Origin of the sequence: Microlunatus capsulatus (assembly GCF_017876495.1) — a bacterium.
In the GTDB taxonomy this organism is placed as follows: Bacteria; Actinomycetota; Actinomycetes; order Propionibacteriales; family Propionibacteriaceae; genus Microlunatus; species Microlunatus capsulatus.
This window is the reverse complement of the sequence record NZ_JAGIOB010000001.1, coordinates 1,602,829-1,620,057: the sequence shown is the minus strand read 5'-3', so window position 1 is coordinate 1,620,057 and position 17,229 is coordinate 1,602,829. Positions and strand designations below refer to the sequence as shown.

Here is a 17,229-nt window from a genome sequence, read left to right as displayed (position 1 = left end):
ATGAGTGAGCAGCTGAACGAGAACGCGACGGCCCAGGCCGAGCGCGGCGCCCGCAAGGTCCGCGAGGGCTACGTGGTCAGCGACAAGATGGACAAGACCGTCGTCGTGGCGGTCGAGGACCGGGTCAAGCACCGTCTGTACGGCAAGGTGCTCCGCCAGACCGCGCGGCTCAAGGCCCACGACGAGGCCAACAGCGCCGGCGTCGGGGACCGCGTGCGGATCATGGAGACCCGTCCGCTGAGCGCGACCAAACGCTGGCGCCTCGTCGAGATCCTCGAGAAGGCCAAGTAGCACAGGCCGGCCGGCCGCCCCGGAACACCTGACGGTGTCCCGGGGTCGTCCCCGGTCGGAGGCAAACCACACGTTCCACGAGGCCCGCGAGGGAACCGGTGAGACAACCAGGAGATAACAGATGATCCAGCAGGAGTCGCGGCTCAAGGTCGCCGACAACACGGGTGCCAAGGAGATCTTGTGCATCCGCGTTCTCGGCGGTTCCGGTCGCCGTTACGCCGGCATCGGCGACGTCATCGTCGCCACTGTCAAGGACGCCATCCCCGGTGGCAACGTCAAGAAGGGCGAGGTCGTCAAGGCGGTCATCGTCCGGACCGTCAAGGAGCGCCGTCGCGCTGATGGCTCGTACATCAAGTTCGACGAGAACGCTGCCGTCATCCTGCGGGCCGACAGCGGTGAGCCGCGCGGTACCCGCATCTTCGGCCCCGTCGGCCGTGAGCTCCGCGAGAAGCGCTTCATGCGCATCATCTCGCTCGCCCCGGAGGTGATCTGACCATGAGCTCCAAGAAGCCCACCGCCCTCAAGAGCGGCACGAACAAGCTGCACGTCATCAAGGGTGACCGCGTGAAGGTCATCGCCGGCAAGGACAAGGGTCTGGTCGGCGAGGTCATCGCCGTCTTCCCCGAGCGCCAGAAGGTGACCGTCGCGGGCGTCAACATCGCCAAGCGGCACCTGAAGGACACCTCGGCGCAGCCGCAGGGCCGGAACACCACCAAGGGCGGGATCGTCTCCTCGGAGGCCCCGATCCACGCGTCCAACGTCCAGCTGGTCGTCAAGAACGACAGCGGCGACGAGGTCGTGACCCGCATCGGCTACGACCGCGTCGAGGTGACGAAGCGTCGCCCCGACGGCTCGGAGTACAAGTCGTTCCGCAGCGTGCGCATCGCCCGGGCGACCGGACAGGAGATCTGATGAGCACCGCCACGACGGAGCCGAAGACGCTGCCGCGTCTGAAGCAGCGCTACCGCGAGGAGATCCGGGCTGCCCTGCAGCAGGAGTTCTCGATCGCCAACGTCATGCAGACCCCGGGCCTGGTCAAGGTCGTGGTCAACATGGGTGTCGGCGAGGCGGCCCGCGACTCGAAGCTGATCGACGGCGCGGTCAAGGACCTCGCCACGATCACCGGCCAGAAGCCGCAGGTCACCCGCTCGCGCAAGTCCATCGCCCAGTTCAAGCTGCGCGAGGGGATGCCGATCGGCGCCCACGTCACGCTGCGCGGCGACCGCATGTGGGAGTTCGCCGACCGGCTGATCTCGCTGGCCCTGCCCCGCATCCGCGACTTCCGCGGCCTGTCGCCCAAGCAGTTCGACGGCCACGGCAACTACACCTTCGGTCTCAACGAGCAGGTCATGTTCCACGAGATCGACCAGGACCGGATCGACCGGGTGCGCGGCATGGACATCACGTTCGTGACGTCGGCGACGACGGACGACCAGGGCCGCGCGCTGCTGCGGCACCTCGGTTTCCCGTTCCGGCAGAACTAAGAGAGGGCTCAGAAGATGGCCAAGACAGCGCTCCGGGTCAAGCAGGCCCGCAAGCCGAAGTTCGCCGTGCAGGGCTACACCCGGTGCCAGAAGTGCGGGCGGCCGCGTTCGGTCTTCCGCAAGTTCGGCCTGTGCCGCATCTGCCTGCGCAGCATGGCGCACGCGGGCGAGCTGCCCGGCATCACGAAGTCCTCGTGGTGACCGCAGCCTCCTGCTGACCCGCACGCATCCAGACCAGAAACACTGAAGGTCCCCGGTCAGGGGAAACCACGGTGAGAAAGAAGTACCGACAGCCATGACCATGACAGACCCCATCGCGGACATGCTGACCCGTCTCCGGAACGCCAACCAGGCGTACCACGACACGGCCGTCATGCCCCACAGCAAGATCAAGGTCGGGATCGCCGAGATCCTCGCCAGCGAGGGCTACATCGCCAGCTTCGCGGTGAACGAGCCCAAGGAGGGCGAGGTCGGCAAGACCCTCGCGATCACCCTCAAGTACGGCCAGAACCGCGAGCGCTCGATCGCCGGCGTCCGCCGCATCTCCAAGCCCGGCCTCCGGGTCTACGCGAAGTCGACCGGGCTGCCCAAGGTCCTTGGCGGCCTCGGCATCGCGATCATCTCGACCTCCCAGGGGCTGCTGACCGACCGTCAGGCCCACCACACCGGCGTGGGTGGCGAAGTCGTCGCCTACGTCTGGTGACCGACGAGATCTAGAGAGGAAACAACATGTCACGCATTGGCAGGCTTCCTGTCCCGGTCCCGTCCGGCGTCGAGGTCACCCTCGACGGCCAGCAGGTCTCGGTCAAGGGCCCCAAGGGCACGCTGCAGCACCGCGTCAAGGAGCCGATCACGGTCGCCCGCGCGGAGAACGGCCAGCTGGAGATCAGCCGGCCCGACGACGAGCGCGAGAGCAAGTCGCTGCACGGCCTGACCCGGACGCTGGTGGCCAACATGGTCACCGGTGTCACCACGGGGTACGAGAAGAAGCTCGAGATCGTCGGCGTGGGTTACCGCGTCGTCGCCAAGGGCCCGACGCAGCTCGAGTTCGCGCTCGGCTTCAGCCACCCGGTCGCGATCAGCGCGCCCGAGGGGATCACGTTCAACGTGGAGGCGCCGACCCGGTTCTCGGTCATCGGCATCGACAAGCAGCAGGTGGGCGAGGTCGCGGCCAACATCCGCAAGCTGCGCAAGCCGGAGCCCTACAAGGGCAAGGGCGTTCGCTACGCGGGCGAGCACGTCCGTCGCAAGGTCGGAAAGGCTGGTAAGTGATGGCTGTCTCGCTGTCTTCGCACAAGGGAACCGCAACCAAGACCCGGTCGCGGCTGCGCCGTCAGATCCGGGCCCGGAAGAAGATCTTCGGTGCCCCGGAGCGCCCGCGGCTCGTCGTCACCCGGTCGGCCCGGCACATCATGGCCCAGGTCATCGACGACACCGCTGGTCGCACCCTCGCGTCGGCCTCCACCATGGAGGCGGACCTGCGGTCGGCGTCCGGTGACAAGTCGGCCAAGGCCAAGCAGGTGGGCGCCCTGGTCGCCGAGCGTGCCAAGGCCGCCGGTGTCGAGCAGGTCGTCTTCGACCGCGCCGGCAACAAGTACCACGGGCGGATCGCCGCACTGGCTGACAGTGCGCGCGAGGCCGGCCTCGGATTCTGACGAGAGATAGGTAGACGGATGAGTGGATCACAGCGCCGCGGTGGCGGCGCAGGTGGTGACCGTCGCGGCCGTGACGATCGTCGTGGCCAGGCGGCAGAGAAGAGCAACTACATCGAGCGCGTCGTGGCGATCAACCGCGTCGCGAAGGTCGTGAAGGGCGGTCGTCGCTTCAGCTTCACCGCCCTGGTCGTGGTCGGCGACGGCGACGGCACGGTCGGCGTGGGCTACGGCAAGGCCAAGGAGGTGCCCGCGGCGATCGCCAAGGGCGTGGAGGAGGCGAAGAAGCACTTCTTCACCGTCCCCCGCATCCAGGGCACCATCTCCCACCCCGTCCAGGGTGAGAAGGCGGCCGGCGTGGTCATGCTGCGTCCCGCCTCCCCGGGTACCGGCGTCATCGCCGGCGGCTCGGCCCGGGCGGTGCTGGAGTGCGCCGGCGTGCACGACGTGCTCGCCAAGTCGCTGGGCTCGGCCAACGCGATCAACGTGGTGCACGCCACGGTGGCCGCGCTGCAGGGCCTCGAGATGCCCGAGCAGGTGGCCAAGCGCCGCGGGAAGTCCGTCGAGGACGTCACCCCGGCCGCGCTGCTGCGCGCGCACCGAGCGGGGGCCCAGTCGTGACCCGCATCAAGGTCAGCCAGGTCAAGTCCGGTATCGGCGGCAAGCAGAACCAGCGGGACACGCTCCGCTCGCTCGGCCTGAAGCGCATCGGCGACGTGGCCGTCAAGGAGGACCGTCCCGAGATCCGCGGGATGTTGAACACGGTGTCCCACCTGGTCACCGTCGAGGAGGTCGACTGACATGGCACTCAAGGTCCACCACCTGAGGCCGGCGCCCGGCGCCAAGACCGCCAAGACCCGCGTGGGTCGCGGTGAGGGCTCCAAGGGCAAGACCGCCGGACGCGGCACCAAGGGCTCCGGCGCCCGCAACAACATCCCCGAGAACTTCGAGGGTGGGCAGATGCCCATGCACATGCGCATCCCGAAGCTCCGGGGCTTCAAGAACCCGTTCCGGGTCGAGTTCCAGATCGTGAACCTCGACCGGCTCGGCGCCCTCTTCCCCGAGGGCGGCACCAAGGGGGTCGACGACCTGGTCCAGGCCGGCGCCGTCCGCGCCGGGCACCCGGTCAAGGTCCTCGGCACGGGCGAGATCACCGTCGCGGTGCAGGTCACCGCCGACGCGTTCTCGACCTCGGCCAAGGACAAGATCGCCGCCGCCGGCGGCAGCACCACCCAGCTCTGAGCCCCGCGCTCCGAGCACCGCACGTCGAGCAGGGCCGTCCCCACCCGGGGGCGGCCCTGCTGCGTTCCCGGGCCGGGTCGCCCCGGGGCGCCTTGCCCGGGGTCCCTAGGCTCGACGTCCACCTCTGATGCCGGCCCCCACCGCCCCCGACCCCTCAGGAGCCCCGCGTGACCCCCTTGGAGCTGACGGGCCTGCTCGGCTGGGCCGAGCGGGTGATCACCGCGCTGGGGGAGTGGGGCGTCGGGCTGCTCGTCCTGCTGGAGACGGTGTTCCCGCCGCTGCCCAGCGAGGTCATCCTCCCGCTGGCCGGCTTCCTCACCTCCCAGGGCGCGATCAACCTGCCGCTGGTCGTCCTCGCGGCGACCCTCGGCGCCTGGGCCGGCGCGCTGCTGCTCTACGGGCTCGGCGCCCGCCTGGGCCTGGAGCGCGCGGTCCGGCTGCTGGCGCGGCTGCCGCTGGTGGACCGCGAGGACTTCGAGCGGGCGGCGGCCTGGTTCGAGCGGCACGGCCGGTCGTCGATCTTCTTCGGCCGGCTGATCCCCGGGGTGCGGAGCCTCATCTCGCTGCCGGCGGGCGCGGCGCGGATGCCGCTGGTCACCTTCTCGGTCTTCACCCTCGCCGGCAGCGGGGTCTGGAACGCGCTGCTGATCGGGGCCGGCGCCGCGCTGGGCGGCAGCTACGGGACGGTCGCCCGGTACGCCGACCTGCTCAACTACCTCGTCTACGCCGCCATCGCCGCCCTCGTCGCCTGGCTGGTGGTGCGCCGGGTGCGGCGCGGTCGCGCCGGCGCGGGGCAGCGGGCCCAGGAGGGCTGATCCCGTCCTGCGGGTCCGGGGGTGAACGAAACCCCCGCCTGCTCCGTAGCCTCGGGTGGAGCCACCAGCCGCCGCGGCACGCGCCGCGGCACGACCCCCAGGGGGACCCTCGATGACGATGCGTTCACGACTCCAGCTGCTCGGCGTGGCCCTCGCCGGCGCCGCGCTCACCGCCACCCTCGTGGCACCGGCCCAGGCCCTGCCCCGGCACGGCGGCGGGAAGGCCGACCTGCCCGACCGGATCGCGCTGCCCGTCGGCTTCCAGCCCGAGGGCATCGCCACCGACCGCGGACCGGTCGCCTACCTCGGCTCGCGCGCCGACGGCGACATCTACGCCGTCGACCTCCGCACCGGGAAGGGCGGGGTCATCAGCCAGGGCCCGGGTGCCGGCTTCCCCTCGGTCGGCCTCAAGGTCGACCGGCACCGCATCTACGTCTCCGGCGGCACCGCGGGCACCGCCCGCGTCGTCGACGCCCGGACCGGCGCCCTGCTGGCCGACTACCAGCTGGCCCGGGGTGCGGGGGAGAGCTTCGTCAACGACGTCGTGCTGACGAAGCGGACCGCGTGGTTCACCGACTCGCGCCGGCCGCAGCTCTACGCGGTGGCCCGGAAGGGCGACCCGGCCCGGGCTCGCGTCCGCACCCTCCCGCTCCGCGGCGACTGGGTGCAGGCGCCGGCCGGCACCAACAGCGCCAACGGGATCGTCCAGAGCCCCGACCGCCGCTCGCTGCTGGTCGTGGACTCCGCCACCGGGACGCTGTTCCGGGTCAACCCCTCGACCGGCGTGGCCCGCGAAGTCGACCTGGGCGGGGCCAAGCTGACCAACGGCGACGGCCTGCTGCTGCGCGGCCGGACCCTCTACGCGGTGCAGAACCGGCTCAACCAGGTCGCGGTGGTCCAGCTGGACCGCCGGGGCACCCGCGGCACGCTGGTGGACACGCTGACCGCCGCCGACCTCGAGGGCGACGCGACCTTCGACGTGCCGACGACGGCCGCGTCCTTCCGGGGGAGCCTCTACCTGCCGAACGCCCGCTTCGGCAACGCCAGCCCGGCGACGGCCACCTACTGGATCTCCCGCCTGGAGCTCTGAGCCGCGCCGCACGAGCCGTCAGCCGCCGGTCGACCTGCCTGAGTCGACCGGCGGCTGTCGTCGTCCCGGGTGCCGACGCGCGGTGCGCGGGGACCTCCGCGCCGGTCCGGGCTCGTCGGGGATGCGTGCTTCCCCGCGATCCCTTGATAAAGTCGTCCGGTCCTGCGCGGTCGGGGTCGTCCCGAGAGGTGCTCGGTCACGACGGGGCTGTCGAACAAGAGAGGGAGGGCGGGAGTGCTCACCGCATTCGCCAACGCATTCCGGACCCCGGACCTGCGGAAGAAGATCTTCTTCACGCTGGCGATCCTCGCCGTGTTCCGGCTGGGGTCGATCATCCCGACGCCGAACGTCAACGTCAGCCAGGTCGACTTCTGCCTCAAGCAGGCCCAGAGCGGCGAGCAGCAGGGCCTGTACTCCCTGATCAACCTGTTCTCCGGCGGGGCGCTCCTCCAGCTCGCGATCTTCGCGCTGGGGATCATGCCCTACATCACCGCCAGCATCATCCTGCAGCTGCTCACCGTCGTCATCCCGCGGCTCGAGGCCCTCAAGAAGGAGGGCCAGGCGGGCCAGACGAAGATCACCCAGTACACCCGGTACCTGACCCTGGTGCTCGCCGTCCTCAACTCGACGGCGTTCGTCACCGTGGCCGTCAACGACCGGCTCTTCACCGGCTGCCCCGGCCTGGTCTACGACAAGGGCATCTTCCCGGTCATCACGATGATCCTGACGATGACCGCCGGCACCAGCGTCATCATGTGGATGGGTGAGCTGATTACCGAGCGCGGCGTCGGCAACGGCATGTCGGTGATGATCTTCACCCAGATCGCCGCCACCTTCCCGAGCGCCCTGTGGGGCCTCAAGGTCGCCCGCCCGGGCTCGCAGGGCTGGGTCATCTTCCTGCTGGTGATCGCCCTCGGCCTGGTGGTCATGGCCGGCGTCATCTTCGTCGAGCAGTCCCAGCGCCGCATCCCCGTGCAGTACGCCAAGCGGATGGTCGGCAGCCGGATGCTCGGCGGCTCGACGACCTACATCCCCATCAAGGTCAACCAGGCCGGCGTCATCCCCGTCATCTTCGCCTCGTCGCTGCTGTACCTGCCCGCCCTCTACGCCCAGTTCCGGCCCGAGGGCCGCTTCTCGTCGTGGATCTCGGCGAACTTCGTGCGCGGCGACCACCCGCTCTACATGGTCACGTTCTTCCTGCTGATCGTGTTCTTCGCCTACTTCTACGTGGCCATCACGTTCAACCCGAACGAGGTCGCCGACAACATGAAGAAGTACGGCGGCTTCATCCCGGGGATCCGGGCGGGCAAGCCGACCGAGGACTACCTCGCCTTCGTGCTCTCCCGGCTGACCTTCCCGGGCTCGCTCTACCTGGGCCTGATCGCCCTGCTGCCGTCGGTGGCGTTCATCTTCCTGGACGCCAACCAGAACTTCCCCTTCGGCGGCACCTCGATCCTCATCATCGTCGGCGTCGGCCTGGACACCGTGAAGCAGATCGAGAGCCAGCTGCAGCAACGCAACTACGAAGGGTTCCTCCGCTGATGCGTCTCCTCATCATGGGTCCGCCGGGGGCGGGCAAGGGCACCCAGGCCGCGCACGTCGCGCAGCGCTACGGGATCCCGGCCATCTCGACGGGCGACATCTTCCGGGCCATGAAGACCTCGGACACCCCGCTCGCGCAGCAGGTGCGCGAGATCATGGACTCCGGCGGCTACGTGAGCGACGAGATCACCAACGAGATCGTCGCCGCCCGGCTCGCCGAGGTGGACTGCGTGCGGGGCTTCCTCCTCGACGGGTACCCGCGCACGCCCGACCAGGTGGAGACGCTCGACGCCTTCCTGGCCGGCCGTGGAGAGGCGCTGGACGCCGTCATCTGCCTGGTCGCCGACACCGACGAGGTGGTCGCCCGGCTGCTGAAGCGGGCCGAGACCGCCGGCCGCGCCGACGACCGCGAGGAGACCATCCGCGTCCGGCAGCAGGTCTACGCCGACCAGACCGCACCGCTGCTCGAGATCTTCCGCCGCCGCGACCTGCTGGTGGAGGTGGACGGCCTGGGTGCGGTCGACGAGGTCTCCCGGCGCCTGTTCGACGCGCTGGACGCCAAGACCGGCGGCGCGCCGGCCCTCAGCACCGAGGGCTGACCCCGTGGTGTTCGGCCACCGGGGCGTGGAGATCAAGACCCGCGAGCAGTTGCTGCTGATGCGGCGGGCCGGCCTCGTCGTGGCCGCCGCCCTCGCCGCCACCCGGGCGGCCGTCCGGCCCGGCGTCAGCACCCGCGAGCTCGACGCCGTCGCCGCCGAGGTCATCCGCTCCGCCGGCGCCACCCCGTCGTTCCTGGACTACGGCGCCCACGAGGGCGTCGGCGGGTTCCAGGGCGTCACCTGCCTGTCGGTGAACGAGGAGGTCGTGCACGGCGTGCCCGGCCACCGGGTGCTCGCCGAGGGCGACCTGCTCTCCATCGACTGCGGCGCCGTCGTCGAGGGCTGGCACGGCGACTCCGCCCTCACCGTCGCCGTCGGCGAGGTCGCGCCGGAGGCCCTGGCCCTCAGCGAGGCCACCCGCGGCGCCCTGTGGCACGGCATCGCCGCCGCCCGGCTGGGCGGCCACGTCGGCGACATCTCCGCCGCGGTCGAGGAGCACGTCCGCTCCCTCGACGGCGGCTACGGCATCGTCGAGGAGTACGTGGGGCACGGCATCGGCTCGGCCATGCACCAGCCGCCGGACGTGCCCAACCTGGCCCCCCGCGGCGTGCTGCCCGGCCGCGGCCGCGGGCCCCGGCTCGTGGAGGGGCTGGCCCTGGCCGTCGAGCCCATGCTCACCCTCGGCTCGCCCGAGAACCACGTGCTGGCCGACGACTGGACCGTCGTCACCGACGACGGCCGGGTGGCCGCGCACTGGGAGCACACGATGACCGTCACCGCGCACGGGACCTGGGTGCTCACCGCCGAGGACGGCGGCGAGGAGATGCTCACCGCGCTCGGCGTCCCGTTCGGCCCGCTGGCCGACTGAGCGCGACCCGCCCGAGCGGGCCGGGTAGCGTGGGCCGACGTGGTCGACTACCCCAGCACCCGACGTGACGACACCCGCGAGCAGCTCCACGGCCGGGCCGTGGCGGATCCGTACCGCTGGCTCGAGGACCCCGACGCCGCCGAGACCGCCGACTGGGTCGCCCGGCAGAACGCGACCAGCAGCGCCTACCTCGCCGCCCTGCCCGAGCGGGCGTGGTTCGGCGCGACGATGGCCGCCGTGCTGGCCCGGCCCCGTGCCGGCACCCCGCTGCACCGGGGCGGCCGCTACCTGGTGAACCGGAACGACGGCCGCCAGGACCAGGACGTCTGGTATATCGCCGACTCCCTGCCCGAGCTGCTCGAGGGCGGCCGCGTGCTGGTCGACCCCAACACCTTCTCGGCCGACGGCACCAGCTCCCTGGCCGCGCTGGCCGTGCGCCGGGACGGCGCCCAGCTGGCCTACGCCGTCAGCGAGGGCGGCAGCGACTGGCACACCTTCCACCTGCTCGACGTCGAGAGCGGCGCCGAGGTGCCCGACGTCGGCGTCCAGACGAAGTTCTCCGAGGCCGTCTGGCTGCCGGACGGCCGCTCGTTCGTCTACACCGCGTTCGACCACGAGGGCCACGCCGAGGGCACCCAGACCTCCGCCCTCGCCGGCGGCAAGCTGCGGCTGCACCGCGTCGGCCGGCCCGTCGCGGAGGACGAGCTGCTGCTGGAGTTCTCCGACGAGCGGCTGATGCTCTGGGCCGAGACCACCGACGACGACCGCTGGCTGGTCGTCAGCATCGTCGCCGGGACCGAGAACCAGAACCGGCTGTGGGCCTACCCGGTGACCACCGACGACGGCGCCAGCGCGCTGGGGGAGCCGCTGAAGGTCGTCGACGAGCCGGTCGCGGAGTTCACGCTGGTCCGCTCCGAGGGCTCGACGCTCTACCTCTCCACCGACGACGAGGCCGAGCGGGGTCGCGTCGTCGCCGTCGACCTCGAGGCCGTCCGCCGGGGCCGCGACGACGCGTGGCGCGAGGTGCTGGCCGAGACCGAGCACACCCTGGGCCAGGTCGTCGCCGCCGGGGACGGCTTCGTCACCGTGCACCTCGTCGACGCCCAGCCACGGGTGAGCCGCTACGACCTCCACGGGCGGCTGCTCGGCCCCGTCGACCTGCCCGCCGGCGCCGTCGTCGGGCTCGAGGGCCACGCCGGCGACGACGAGGTCTTCGTCGGCCTGTCCTCGGTGGTCAGCCCCACGGCGGCGCACCTCGTCCACTTCGGCTCGGGCGAGGTCACCCCGCTGCCCGGGCTGGTGCGGGGCGCGGGCGGGGGTTTCGTGCCGCCGGAGGTCACCGTCGAGCGGTCCGCCGCGACCAGCGCGGACGGGACGCGGGTGCCCTACTTCCTCATCCGGGCGGCGGGGGCGGACGCGGACGCGCCGCGGCCGACCCTGCTGTGGGGGTACGGCGGCTTCAAGATCCCGCTCTTCGCCGACTACCGGCCGGGCTGGGCAGGCTGGCTGGCCGCCGGCGGCGTGCTGGCCATCGCCAACCTGCGCGGGGGCGGGGAGTACGGCACCGAGTGGTACGAGGCCGGCCGGCTCAGCCGTAAGCAGAACGTCTTCGACGACTTCGTGGCCGTGGCCGAGCACCTGCAGTCCACCGGCGTGACGACGCGGGAGCAGCTGGCCCTGCACGGGCGCAGCAACGGCGGCCTGCTGGTGGGGGCGGTGATGACGCAGCGGCCCGACCTGGCCGCGGTGGCGCTGCCTGGCGTCGGCGTGCTGGACATGCTGCGCTTCCACCTCTTCACGGTGGGCGCGGCGTGGATCTCCGACTACGGCGACCCGCGCGACCCCGCGCAGTTCGCCGACGCGCTGGCCTACTCGCCGCTGCACGCCGTCCGGCCGGGGACCCGCTACCCGGCGACGCTGGTGGTGACGGGGGACCACGACGACCGGGTCGTCCCGCTGCACAGCCACAAGTTCGTCGCGACCCTGCAGCACGCCCAGGCGGGCGACGCCCCGGTGCTCACCCGGGTGGAGGTGGCCACGGGCCACGGCGCGGGCAAGCCCGCCGCCCTCCAGGCGGCCGAGTGGGCCGACCTGCTGGCCTTCGCCGCCCACCACACCGGTCTGGTGCCGCCGGCCGCCTGAGCCTCCCGCTCCCTGAGCCTGTCGAAGGGCCTTCGACAGGCTCAGGCCGCGGAGGGGTCGGCTCAGGCCGCTGCGTCGCGGGCGGCTCAGCCTCGGTGGGTCCGGCTCAGCTGGCGGTGGCGTCCCGGGCCCCGGCCCAGAGGTCGATGCCGGACTCGACGGCGTGCTCGTCGATGGCGGCGAGCTCGTCGGCGGTGAAGTCCAGGTTGCCGACGGCGGCGACGTTGTCCTCCAGCTGGGCGACGCTGCTGGCGCCGATCAGGGTCGAGGTGACCCGCGCGTCGCGCAGCACCCAGGCGAGCGCCAGCTGCGCGAGGGTCTGGCCCCGGCCGGCGGCGATCTCGTTGAGCGCGCGGACCCGGGCGAGGTTGTCCTCGCTGATCTGGTCGGTGCTCAGCGACTTGCCCTGCGCCGCGCGGGAGTCGGCGGGCACGCCGTCGAGGTACCGGTTGGTCAGCAGGCCCTGGGCCAGCGCGGTGAAGGCGATGCAGCCGACGCCCTCCTGCTCTAGGACGTCGAGCAGCCCGCCCTCGATCCAGCGGTTGAACATCGAGTACGAGGGCTGGTGGATGAGCATCGGGGTGCCGAGGTCGCGCAGGATCGCGGCGGCCGCGGCGGTGTGCTCGGGGGAGTAGGACGAGACGCCCACGTAGAGCGCCTTGCCGGCCCGGACGGCAGCGTCGAGCGCCCCCATCGTCTCCTCCAGCGGCGTCTCGGGGTCGGGACGGTGGTGGTAGAAGATGTCGACGTAGTCGAGGCCGAGCCGCTCCAGGGACTGGTCGAGGCTGGCGGTGAGGTACTTGCGCGAGCCGTGGTCGCCGTAGGGGCCGGGCCACATGTCCCAGCCGGCCTTGGAGGAGATGACCAGCTCGTCGCGGTACCGCGCGAAGTCCTGGCGGAGGATGGTCCCGGCGTTCACCTCGGCGGCGCCGTAGGGCGGGCCGTAGTTGTTGGCCAGGTCGAAGTGGTTCACGCCGAGGTCGAAGGCGCGGCGCATCACCGCGCGCTGGGTCTCCAGGGGCTTGTCGTCCCCGAAGTTGTGCCAGAACCCGAGGGAGACGGCGGGGAGCTTGAGCCCGCTGCGGCCGCAGCGGCGGTAGGGCTGGACGTCGTAGCGGGCGTCGTCGGCGACATAGGTCATGGGACCCACGCTAGCGGCCGGGCCGGGGGCTCCTGGACCGGTTCAGCGCCGGCGGGATCAGCCGCCCTGGGCCATGTGCAGGACTTCCCAGACGTGGCCGTCGGGGTCGGTGAAGCTGTGCCCGTACATCGGCCCGTCGACCATCTTGTCCAGCCACGGCCGGCCGCCGTGCCGCAGCGCCCGCTCGACGAGGGCGTCGACCTCGTCCGGGCTCTCGGCCGAGAGGCAGCTGATCGAGGTCGTGGCGGCGGCCGGGTCGCCGACGGGTCCGGCGACGAAGTCGGCGAAGCGGTCCCGCTGGAGGGCCATCACGACGATGGTGTCGGACACCACGACGCAGGCCGTCGAGGCGTCGGAGTACTCGGGGTTGAGGCTGAAGCCGAGCCCGGTGTAGAAGGCCTTGCTGGCCTCCACGTCGGCGACGGGCAGGTTGACGAAGATCATCCGGTGCACGGCGGTCACTCCTGTTCGGGGCAGCGGGACGCTGTGCAGGAGAGACCGCGGCAGGGGCTGCGGATCATCGGCTGCGGCGGTACTTTCTCGGGGTGAGCCTCGCGACCGACGACGACGTCTTCCTCAGCCAGGTCGAGCCCCTGCGCGGGGAGCTGACCGCTCACTGCTACCGGATGCTCGGCTCCGTGCACGACGCCGAGGACCTGGTGCAGGAGACCTACATCCGGGCCTGGCGCGCCTTCCACGGCTTCGAGAACCGCTCCTCGCTGCGCACCTGGATGTACCGGATCGCCACCAACGTCTGCCTGACGGCGCTGGAGTCGCGCCAGCGCCGGCCGCTGCCCACCGGCCTCGGCCAGCCCGCCGCGGACCCCGCCGGGCAGCTGAGCAGCCGGCCCGAGACGCCGTGGCTGGAGCCGCTCCCCGACACCGTCGTCTGGGGCCACGGCGACGCCGACCCGGCCTCCGCGGTGGTCAGCCGCGACAGCGTGCGGCTGGCCTTCGTCGCCGCCCTCCAGCACCTGACGCCGCCCCAGCGGGCGGTGGTCATCCTGCGCGACGTGCTGGCCTGGCACGCCAGCGAGGTGGCCGAGCTGCTGGACCTCTCGGTGGCCGCGGTGAACAGCAGCCTGCAGCGGGCCCGGGCCCAGCTGGCCAAGCTCGACCCCGACGCCGAGCTGCCCCCGGTCGAGGAGGAGCACGCGCAGCGGATGCTCACCGCCTACGTGGACGCCTTCGAGCGCTACGACGTGGCCCGGATCGTCGAGCTGCTCACCGAGGACGCGGTCTGGGAGATGCCGCCGTTCGACGGCTGGTACTCCGGCCCCGCGGCGATCGGCACCCTGATCAGCACCCAGTGCCCGGCGTCCGCGGCAGGGGACCAGGTGATGGTCCCGGTGATGGCCAACGGCCGGCCGGCGCTGGCCCTGTACATGCTGGGGCCGGACGGGCGGCACCACGCGTTCCACGTGCAGGTGCCGACGCTGACCCCGCACGGCTTCTCCCACGTGGTCGCGTTCTTCGAGCTGACGCTCTTCGACCGGTTCGGGCTGCCGCGGGTGCTGCCGGAGGACCCCGGGGAGCGGCGCGCGCTCGTCCGCGGGACGGCCGCGGTCGCCGGGTAGCGTGACGGGGTGAGCAGCGACCTGCCGATCTCCTCGCCCTACCGCAGCACGCCGGCGCTGCCGGTCGACGACGGCGAGCGCGACCGGCTCAGCACCCGGCTCAACGCGGCCTTCGAGGCCGGCACGCTCGACGCCGACGAGTACCGCGCCCGGCTCGACCGGCTGTTCGCCGCGCGGACGCTGGGCGAGCTGGTCCCCGTGGTCGAGGGCCTGGCGCCCCTGCCCACCTACGCCGACCCCGCCCTCGTCGCGAGCTCGGGCGGCCGTCCCGGGGAGCTCGCCCCGGCCCGCAGCGGGAACGGGCTCACCGTCGTCGCCGTCGCAGGGGTCGCCGGCGCCGTGCTGCTGGTCGTGGTGCTGCTGCTCCTGCTGCTCTGAGCCGGCGCGCTGGCCGACGGCAGGGGAGCGAACACCATGGTTCGGCACCGGCGGGGTGAGGGTTTGCCCTCATGACCTGTGGGTAACAACACGTCTTCCGAGGACGGCGCACGCCCGCGCCGTCCGTAGGATGACCGCGTGCCACGGCAACCCGTCACCCCGCGCAAGATCGCTGAGCACGTCCAGCGACTGGGTGAGCTGTACCCGCCGATCCCCCTGGGGTCGGTCGACCGGACGATCCTCGACCCCCGCCGGGTCGCCGACCGCTTCGGCCACGTCATCGACTACCTCGCCCGCGTGGAGCTCGAGGTAGACCGCAACGTCCTGGAGCTGCTGGTGCTGCTGCCCGACGTCGACGACACCAACAAGACCTTCTACTCCGACGTCTGGCAGCCCCAGGAGATCCAGCACGGGCTGATCCTCGACCGGCTGCAGACCGACTTGGGCCGTCCGCCCGCGCAGCCCCACCTCGACGTGTCCTTCCGGATCAAGATCCTGGGCGCGCTGGCCACGCTGAAGCCGGTGCAGGACATCGCGAAGCTGCTCTACTTCCTCACCGGCGCGAGCACCGAGCGCCAGGCGGTGCTGGCCTACAACCAGCTGAACACCGGGCTCAAGGAGATGGGGGAGCACGCGATCGTCGAGACGATCGTGCACCCCATCAAGCAGCAGGAGCCGGGGCACTTCGCCTTCTACCAGATGTCGGCCACCGCGATGGTCCAGGACAAGGTGCTCAAGCCCTGGCAGCTGTTCCTGGCCCGGGTGCTGCGCGAGAAGAGCTACAACCTCGTCGGCACCAACGCGATGCCGGGCTACAAGGCCGATATGGGCCGGGTCGCCACCGACCTCGGCATCGACGCCGACCTCGCCGGCTACGCGCGCGAGATCGGCCGCGTCGAGCACCGCCTGCTGTGGGCCGACCGGCAGGGGCTGGACTTCCCGCCCTACATCCTCAAGGCCCTGAAGGAGAGCGTCGAGCTCTACCGGGAGCGCGTCGACCGCGGCCAGACCGCCTTCTGAGCCGGATCCCCGCGCTCCCGCGCGGTCGGGCGCCGTTTGAGCGGTGCGGCGGCGGCGCGTAGACTGACATGTCGGTCAGCCGTGCCCAGGTCCTCCCGGGCGGTCCGGCCACACACACGTACAGCAACAGATGGGGATCCATGGCCAAGAAAGAGGGCGCGCTCGAGCTCGAGGGAACGATCGTCGAGGCCCTGCCGAACGCGATGTTCCGGGTCGAGCTGACCAACGGGCACAAGGTGCTGGCGACGATCAGCGGCAAGATGCGGCAGCACTACATCCGCATCCTCCCGGCCGACCGGGTGGTCGTCGAGCTCTCGGCCTACGACCTCACCCGCGGCCGGATCGTCTACCGCCACAAGTGAGGCCCGGACGCGGCGTCCGCGCCGCGTCCCCACGAGTGCTTGGCCCGTCGGGGCGAACTTGAGTCCGACGGGCGGCGAGCGTACAGTATCCCCTTGGCCGCCTGTCGGTGGTGCCTGCGAGCGTGTCCGGTGACGGATCGTCGAGCGGGACCGACGCGCAGGGCGTGGTGCCGGGTCTCCCGGAGCCGCCTGGCCGATGTCCACACCACCCCCCTCCGGGCCGGCCGCTCTCGCGAGCGGGTGCGCGCGGGGCAGAACCAGGAGTGAGCTCCATGAAGGTCCAGCCGAGCGTCAAGCGGATCTGCGACAAGTGCAAGGTCATCCGCCGCCACGGCCGCGTGATGGTCATCTGCGACAACCCGCGCCACAAGCAGCGGCAGGGCTGAGCCTCCCGCTCCGCTCGAACCCGGTGGCCGGCCCCGGTCGGCCACCCGCACCACCCCAGAACGTGTGATCGCACCTCCGTCGGCCTGCCGGCGGAGCCACCCCCGGTCGGAGGCCGGGGCCCCGGTCGGACGAGCAGATCTCGTCCGCAAGGCAGCCAGGGACGCATCACGCCAGACACCTCCGCGACGCACCGGCCCCCGCGGCCGGGGCCCCTGACCGGGCCGGCGTCGACCATCCCGAAAGGCAGTACCGCCTGATGGCACGTCTCATCGGTGTCGACCTCCCGCGCGACAAGCGCCTCGAGATCGCCCTCACCTACATCTTCGGCGTCGGCCGCACCCGCGCCCTGGAGACCCTCGAAGCCACGCAGATCAGCGGCGACCTCCGCGTCCACCAGCTGAACGACGAGCACCTGGTCCAGCTGCGTGACTGGATCGAGGCGAACTACCAGACCGAGGGTGACCTCCGTCGCGAGGTGGCCGCCGACATCCGCCGCAAGGTCGAGATCGGCTCCTACCAGGGCCGGCGTCACCGCAGCGGCCTGCCGGTCCGCGGTCAGCGCACCCGCACCAACGCCCGTGGTCGCAAGGGCGCCCGCAAGCCCGTCGCCGGCAAGAAGAAGGCCAAGTAAGCCCCCCG

General features: G+C 71.7%; 25 protein-coding genes. 23 read left to right on the top strand and 2 right to left on the bottom strand.

Annotation, left to right across the window (positions count from 1 at the left end):
* The 17 genes from rpsQ to JOF54_RS21835 all read left to right on the top strand — a co-directional run bounded on the left by rpsQ (window position 1) and on the right by JOF54_RS21835 (window position 11,725).
* The gene (rpsQ, locus tag JOF54_RS07455) at window positions 1-291 is read left to right on the top strand and encodes a 30S ribosomal protein S17 (RefSeq protein ID WP_210054380.1); all 291 of its coding nucleotides are present in this window, start codon (window positions 1-3) and stop codon (window positions 289-291) included.
* Window positions 292-412: 121 nt separating this feature from the next.
* A complete protein-coding gene (rplN, locus tag JOF54_RS07450; RefSeq protein ID WP_210054378.1) occupies window positions 413-784 on the top strand; it encodes a 50S ribosomal protein L14 in 372 nt (123 codons plus the stop codon).
* Window positions 785-786: 2 nt separating this feature from the next.
* Window positions 787-1,203 carry a 50S ribosomal protein L24 gene (gene rplX / locus JOF54_RS07445; protein ID WP_210054376.1) on the top strand — a complete coding sequence of 139 codons (417 nt, stop codon included), beginning with the start codon at window positions 787-789 and terminating at the stop codon, window positions 1,201-1,203.
* A complete protein-coding gene (rplE, locus tag JOF54_RS07440) occupies window positions 1,203-1,775 on the top strand; it encodes a 50S ribosomal protein L5 (RefSeq protein ID WP_210054374.1) in 573 nt (190 codons plus the stop codon). The genes rplX and rplE overlap by 1 nt, the downstream gene beginning before the upstream one ends.
* 15 nt (window positions 1,776-1,790) lie before the next feature.
* Window positions 1,791-1,976 carry a type Z 30S ribosomal protein S14 gene (locus JOF54_RS07435; protein ID WP_091414441.1) on the top strand — a complete coding sequence of 62 codons (186 nt, stop codon included), beginning with the start codon at window positions 1,791-1,793 and terminating at the stop codon, window positions 1,974-1,976.
* Window positions 1,977-2,070: 94 nt separating this feature from the next.
* Entirely contained in the window at window positions 2,071-2,478 is a 408-nt protein-coding gene (gene rpsH, locus JOF54_RS07430) for a 30S ribosomal protein S8 (protein WP_210054372.1), read from the top strand.
* A 26-nt stretch (window positions 2,479-2,504) separates the two neighbouring features.
* Window positions 2,505-3,047, top strand: coding sequence for a 50S ribosomal protein L6 (gene rplF / locus JOF54_RS07425; RefSeq protein WP_210054370.1), 543 nt, complete (start codon window positions 2,505-2,507; stop codon window positions 3,045-3,047).
* Window positions 3,047-3,430, top strand: coding sequence for a 50S ribosomal protein L18 (gene rplR / locus JOF54_RS07420; protein ID WP_210054368.1), 384 nt, complete (start codon window positions 3,047-3,049; stop codon window positions 3,428-3,430). Before rplF ends, rplR begins: the two co-directional genes overlap by 1 nt.
* Window positions 3,431-3,448: 18 nt before the next feature.
* Complete coding sequence (rpsE, locus tag JOF54_RS07415; protein WP_210054367.1) at window positions 3,449-4,048, top strand: 30S ribosomal protein S5; 600 nt, start codon at window positions 3,449-3,451, stop codon at window positions 4,046-4,048.
* On the top strand, window positions 4,045-4,227 hold the full coding sequence (gene rpmD, locus JOF54_RS07410) for a 50S ribosomal protein L30 (RefSeq protein ID WP_210054365.1): 183 nt from the start codon (window positions 4,045-4,047) through the stop codon (window positions 4,225-4,227). The genes rpsE and rpmD overlap by 4 nt, the downstream gene beginning before the upstream one ends.
* Before the next feature lies 1 nt (window position 4,228).
* Window positions 4,229-4,669, top strand: a complete 441-nt coding sequence (gene rplO / locus JOF54_RS07405; protein ID WP_210054363.1) for a 50S ribosomal protein L15 — start codon at window positions 4,229-4,231, stop codon at window positions 4,667-4,669.
* Between the two features lie 167 nt (window positions 4,670-4,836).
* Window positions 4,837-5,484 (top strand): DedA family protein, encoded by a 648-nt coding sequence (locus JOF54_RS07400; RefSeq protein ID WP_210054361.1) that lies wholly within the window; start codon window positions 4,837-4,839, stop codon window positions 5,482-5,484.
* A 118-nt stretch (window positions 5,485-5,602) separates the two neighbouring features.
* Window positions 5,603-6,574 (top strand): SMP-30/gluconolactonase/LRE family protein, encoded by a 972-nt coding sequence (locus JOF54_RS07395; RefSeq protein ID WP_210054359.1) that lies wholly within the window; start codon window positions 5,603-5,605, stop codon window positions 6,572-6,574.
* A gap of 234 nt (window positions 6,575-6,808) precedes the next feature.
* Window positions 6,809-8,116, top strand: a complete 1,308-nt coding sequence (gene secY / locus JOF54_RS07390; protein ID WP_210054357.1) for a preprotein translocase subunit SecY — start codon at window positions 6,809-6,811, stop codon at window positions 8,114-8,116.
* Window positions 8,116-8,715, top strand: coding sequence for an adenylate kinase (locus JOF54_RS07385; RefSeq protein ID WP_210054355.1), 600 nt, complete (start codon window positions 8,116-8,118; stop codon window positions 8,713-8,715). Before secY ends, JOF54_RS07385 begins: the two co-directional genes overlap by 1 nt.
* Window positions 8,716-8,722: 7 nt before the next feature.
* On the top strand, window positions 8,723-9,583 hold the full coding sequence (gene map, locus JOF54_RS07380; RefSeq protein ID WP_372443514.1) for a type I methionyl aminopeptidase: 861 nt from the start codon (window positions 8,723-8,725) through the stop codon (window positions 9,581-9,583).
* 39 nt (window positions 9,584-9,622) lie between these two features.
* Window positions 9,623-11,725, top strand: coding sequence for a prolyl oligopeptidase family serine peptidase (locus tag JOF54_RS21835; RefSeq protein ID WP_210054351.1), 2,103 nt, complete (start codon window positions 9,623-9,625; stop codon window positions 11,723-11,725).
* Window positions 11,726-11,831: 106 nt separating this feature from the next.
* Here the strand turns inward: JOF54_RS21835 and mgrA are convergent, their stop codons facing one another.
* Complete coding sequence (mgrA, locus tag JOF54_RS07370; RefSeq protein WP_210054349.1) at window positions 11,832-12,866, bottom strand: L-glyceraldehyde 3-phosphate reductase; 1,035 nt, start codon at window positions 12,864-12,866, stop codon at window positions 11,832-11,834.
* Window positions 12,867-12,923: 57 nt separating this feature from the next.
* Entirely contained in the window at window positions 12,924-13,310 is a 387-nt protein-coding gene (locus JOF54_RS07365) for a VOC family protein (RefSeq protein WP_245359322.1), read from the bottom strand.
* 101 nt (window positions 13,311-13,411) lie between these two features.
* Here JOF54_RS07365 and JOF54_RS07360 point away from each other — a divergent pair, with 101 nt between their 5' ends.
* The 6 genes from JOF54_RS07360 to rpsM all read left to right on the top strand — a co-directional run bounded on the left by JOF54_RS07360 (window position 13,412) and on the right by rpsM (window position 17,221).
* Complete coding sequence (locus tag JOF54_RS07360) at window positions 13,412-14,443, top strand: sigma-70 family RNA polymerase sigma factor (protein WP_210054346.1); 1,032 nt, start codon at window positions 13,412-13,414, stop codon at window positions 14,441-14,443.
* A gap of 9 nt (window positions 14,444-14,452) precedes the next feature.
* The gene (locus tag JOF54_RS07355; protein WP_210054344.1) at window positions 14,453-14,821 is read left to right on the top strand and encodes a DUF1707 SHOCT-like domain-containing protein; all 369 of its coding nucleotides are present in this window, start codon (window positions 14,453-14,455) and stop codon (window positions 14,819-14,821) included.
* Between the two features lie 138 nt (window positions 14,822-14,959).
* Entirely contained in the window at window positions 14,960-15,841 is an 882-nt protein-coding gene (locus tag JOF54_RS07350) for a GTP-binding protein LepA (protein WP_210054342.1), read from the top strand.
* Window positions 15,842-15,981: 140 nt separating this feature from the next.
* A complete protein-coding gene (gene infA / locus JOF54_RS07345) occupies window positions 15,982-16,203 on the top strand; it encodes a translation initiation factor IF-1 (protein WP_091414427.1) in 222 nt (73 codons plus the stop codon).
* A gap of 272 nt (window positions 16,204-16,475) precedes the next feature.
* Window positions 16,476-16,589 carry a 50S ribosomal protein L36 gene (gene rpmJ / locus JOF54_RS07340; RefSeq protein WP_020490683.1) on the top strand — a complete coding sequence of 38 codons (114 nt, stop codon included), beginning with the start codon at window positions 16,476-16,478 and terminating at the stop codon, window positions 16,587-16,589.
* 257 nt (window positions 16,590-16,846) lie between these two features.
* Window positions 16,847-17,221, top strand: coding sequence for a 30S ribosomal protein S13 (gene rpsM, locus JOF54_RS07335; RefSeq protein ID WP_210054339.1), 375 nt, complete (start codon window positions 16,847-16,849; stop codon window positions 17,219-17,221).
* The last annotated feature ends 8 nt before the right edge of the window (window positions 17,222-17,229 follow it).

Coding starts and splice junctions, on each gene's coding strand:
- rpsQ (WP_210054380.1), top strand. CDS start 1: ATGAGTGAGCAGCTGAACGAGAACGCGACGGCCCAGGCCGAGCGCGGC.
- rplN (WP_210054378.1), top strand. CDS start 413: ATGATCCAGCAGGAGTCGCGGCTCAAGGTCGCCGACAACACGGGTGCC.
- rplX (WP_210054376.1), top strand. CDS start 787: ATGAGCTCCAAGAAGCCCACCGCCCTCAAGAGCGGCACGAACAAGCTG.
- rplE (WP_210054374.1), top strand. CDS start 1,203: ATGAGCACCGCCACGACGGAGCCGAAGACGCTGCCGCGTCTGAAGCAG.
- JOF54_RS07435 (WP_091414441.1), top strand. CDS start 1,791: ATGGCCAAGACAGCGCTCCGGGTCAAGCAGGCCCGCAAGCCGAAGTTC.
- rpsH (WP_210054372.1), top strand. CDS start 2,071: ATGACCATGACAGACCCCATCGCGGACATGCTGACCCGTCTCCGGAAC.
- rplF (WP_210054370.1), top strand. CDS start 2,505: ATGTCACGCATTGGCAGGCTTCCTGTCCCGGTCCCGTCCGGCGTCGAG.
- rplR (WP_210054368.1), top strand. CDS start 3,047: ATGGCTGTCTCGCTGTCTTCGCACAAGGGAACCGCAACCAAGACCCGG.
- rpsE (WP_210054367.1), top strand. CDS start 3,449: ATGAGTGGATCACAGCGCCGCGGTGGCGGCGCAGGTGGTGACCGTCGC.
- rplO (WP_210054363.1), top strand. CDS start 4,229: ATGGCACTCAAGGTCCACCACCTGAGGCCGGCGCCCGGCGCCAAGACC.
- JOF54_RS07395 (WP_210054359.1), top strand. CDS start 5,603: ATGCGTTCACGACTCCAGCTGCTCGGCGTGGCCCTCGCCGGCGCCGCG.
- JOF54_RS07385 (WP_210054355.1), top strand. CDS start 8,116: ATGCGTCTCCTCATCATGGGTCCGCCGGGGGCGGGCAAGGGCACCCAG.
- mgrA (WP_210054349.1), bottom strand. CDS start 12,866: ATGACCTATGTCGCCGACGACGCCCGCTACGACGTCCAGCCCTACCGC.
- JOF54_RS07365 (WP_245359322.1), bottom strand. CDS start 13,310: ATGATCTTCGTCAACCTGCCCGTCGCCGACGTGGAGGCCAGCAAGGCC.
- infA (WP_091414427.1), top strand. CDS start 15,982: ATGGCCAAGAAAGAGGGCGCGCTCGAGCTCGAGGGAACGATCGTCGAG.
- rpmJ (WP_020490683.1), top strand. CDS start 16,476: ATGAAGGTCCAGCCGAGCGTCAAGCGGATCTGCGACAAGTGCAAGGTC.
- rpsM (WP_210054339.1), top strand. CDS start 16,847: ATGGCACGTCTCATCGGTGTCGACCTCCCGCGCGACAAGCGCCTCGAG.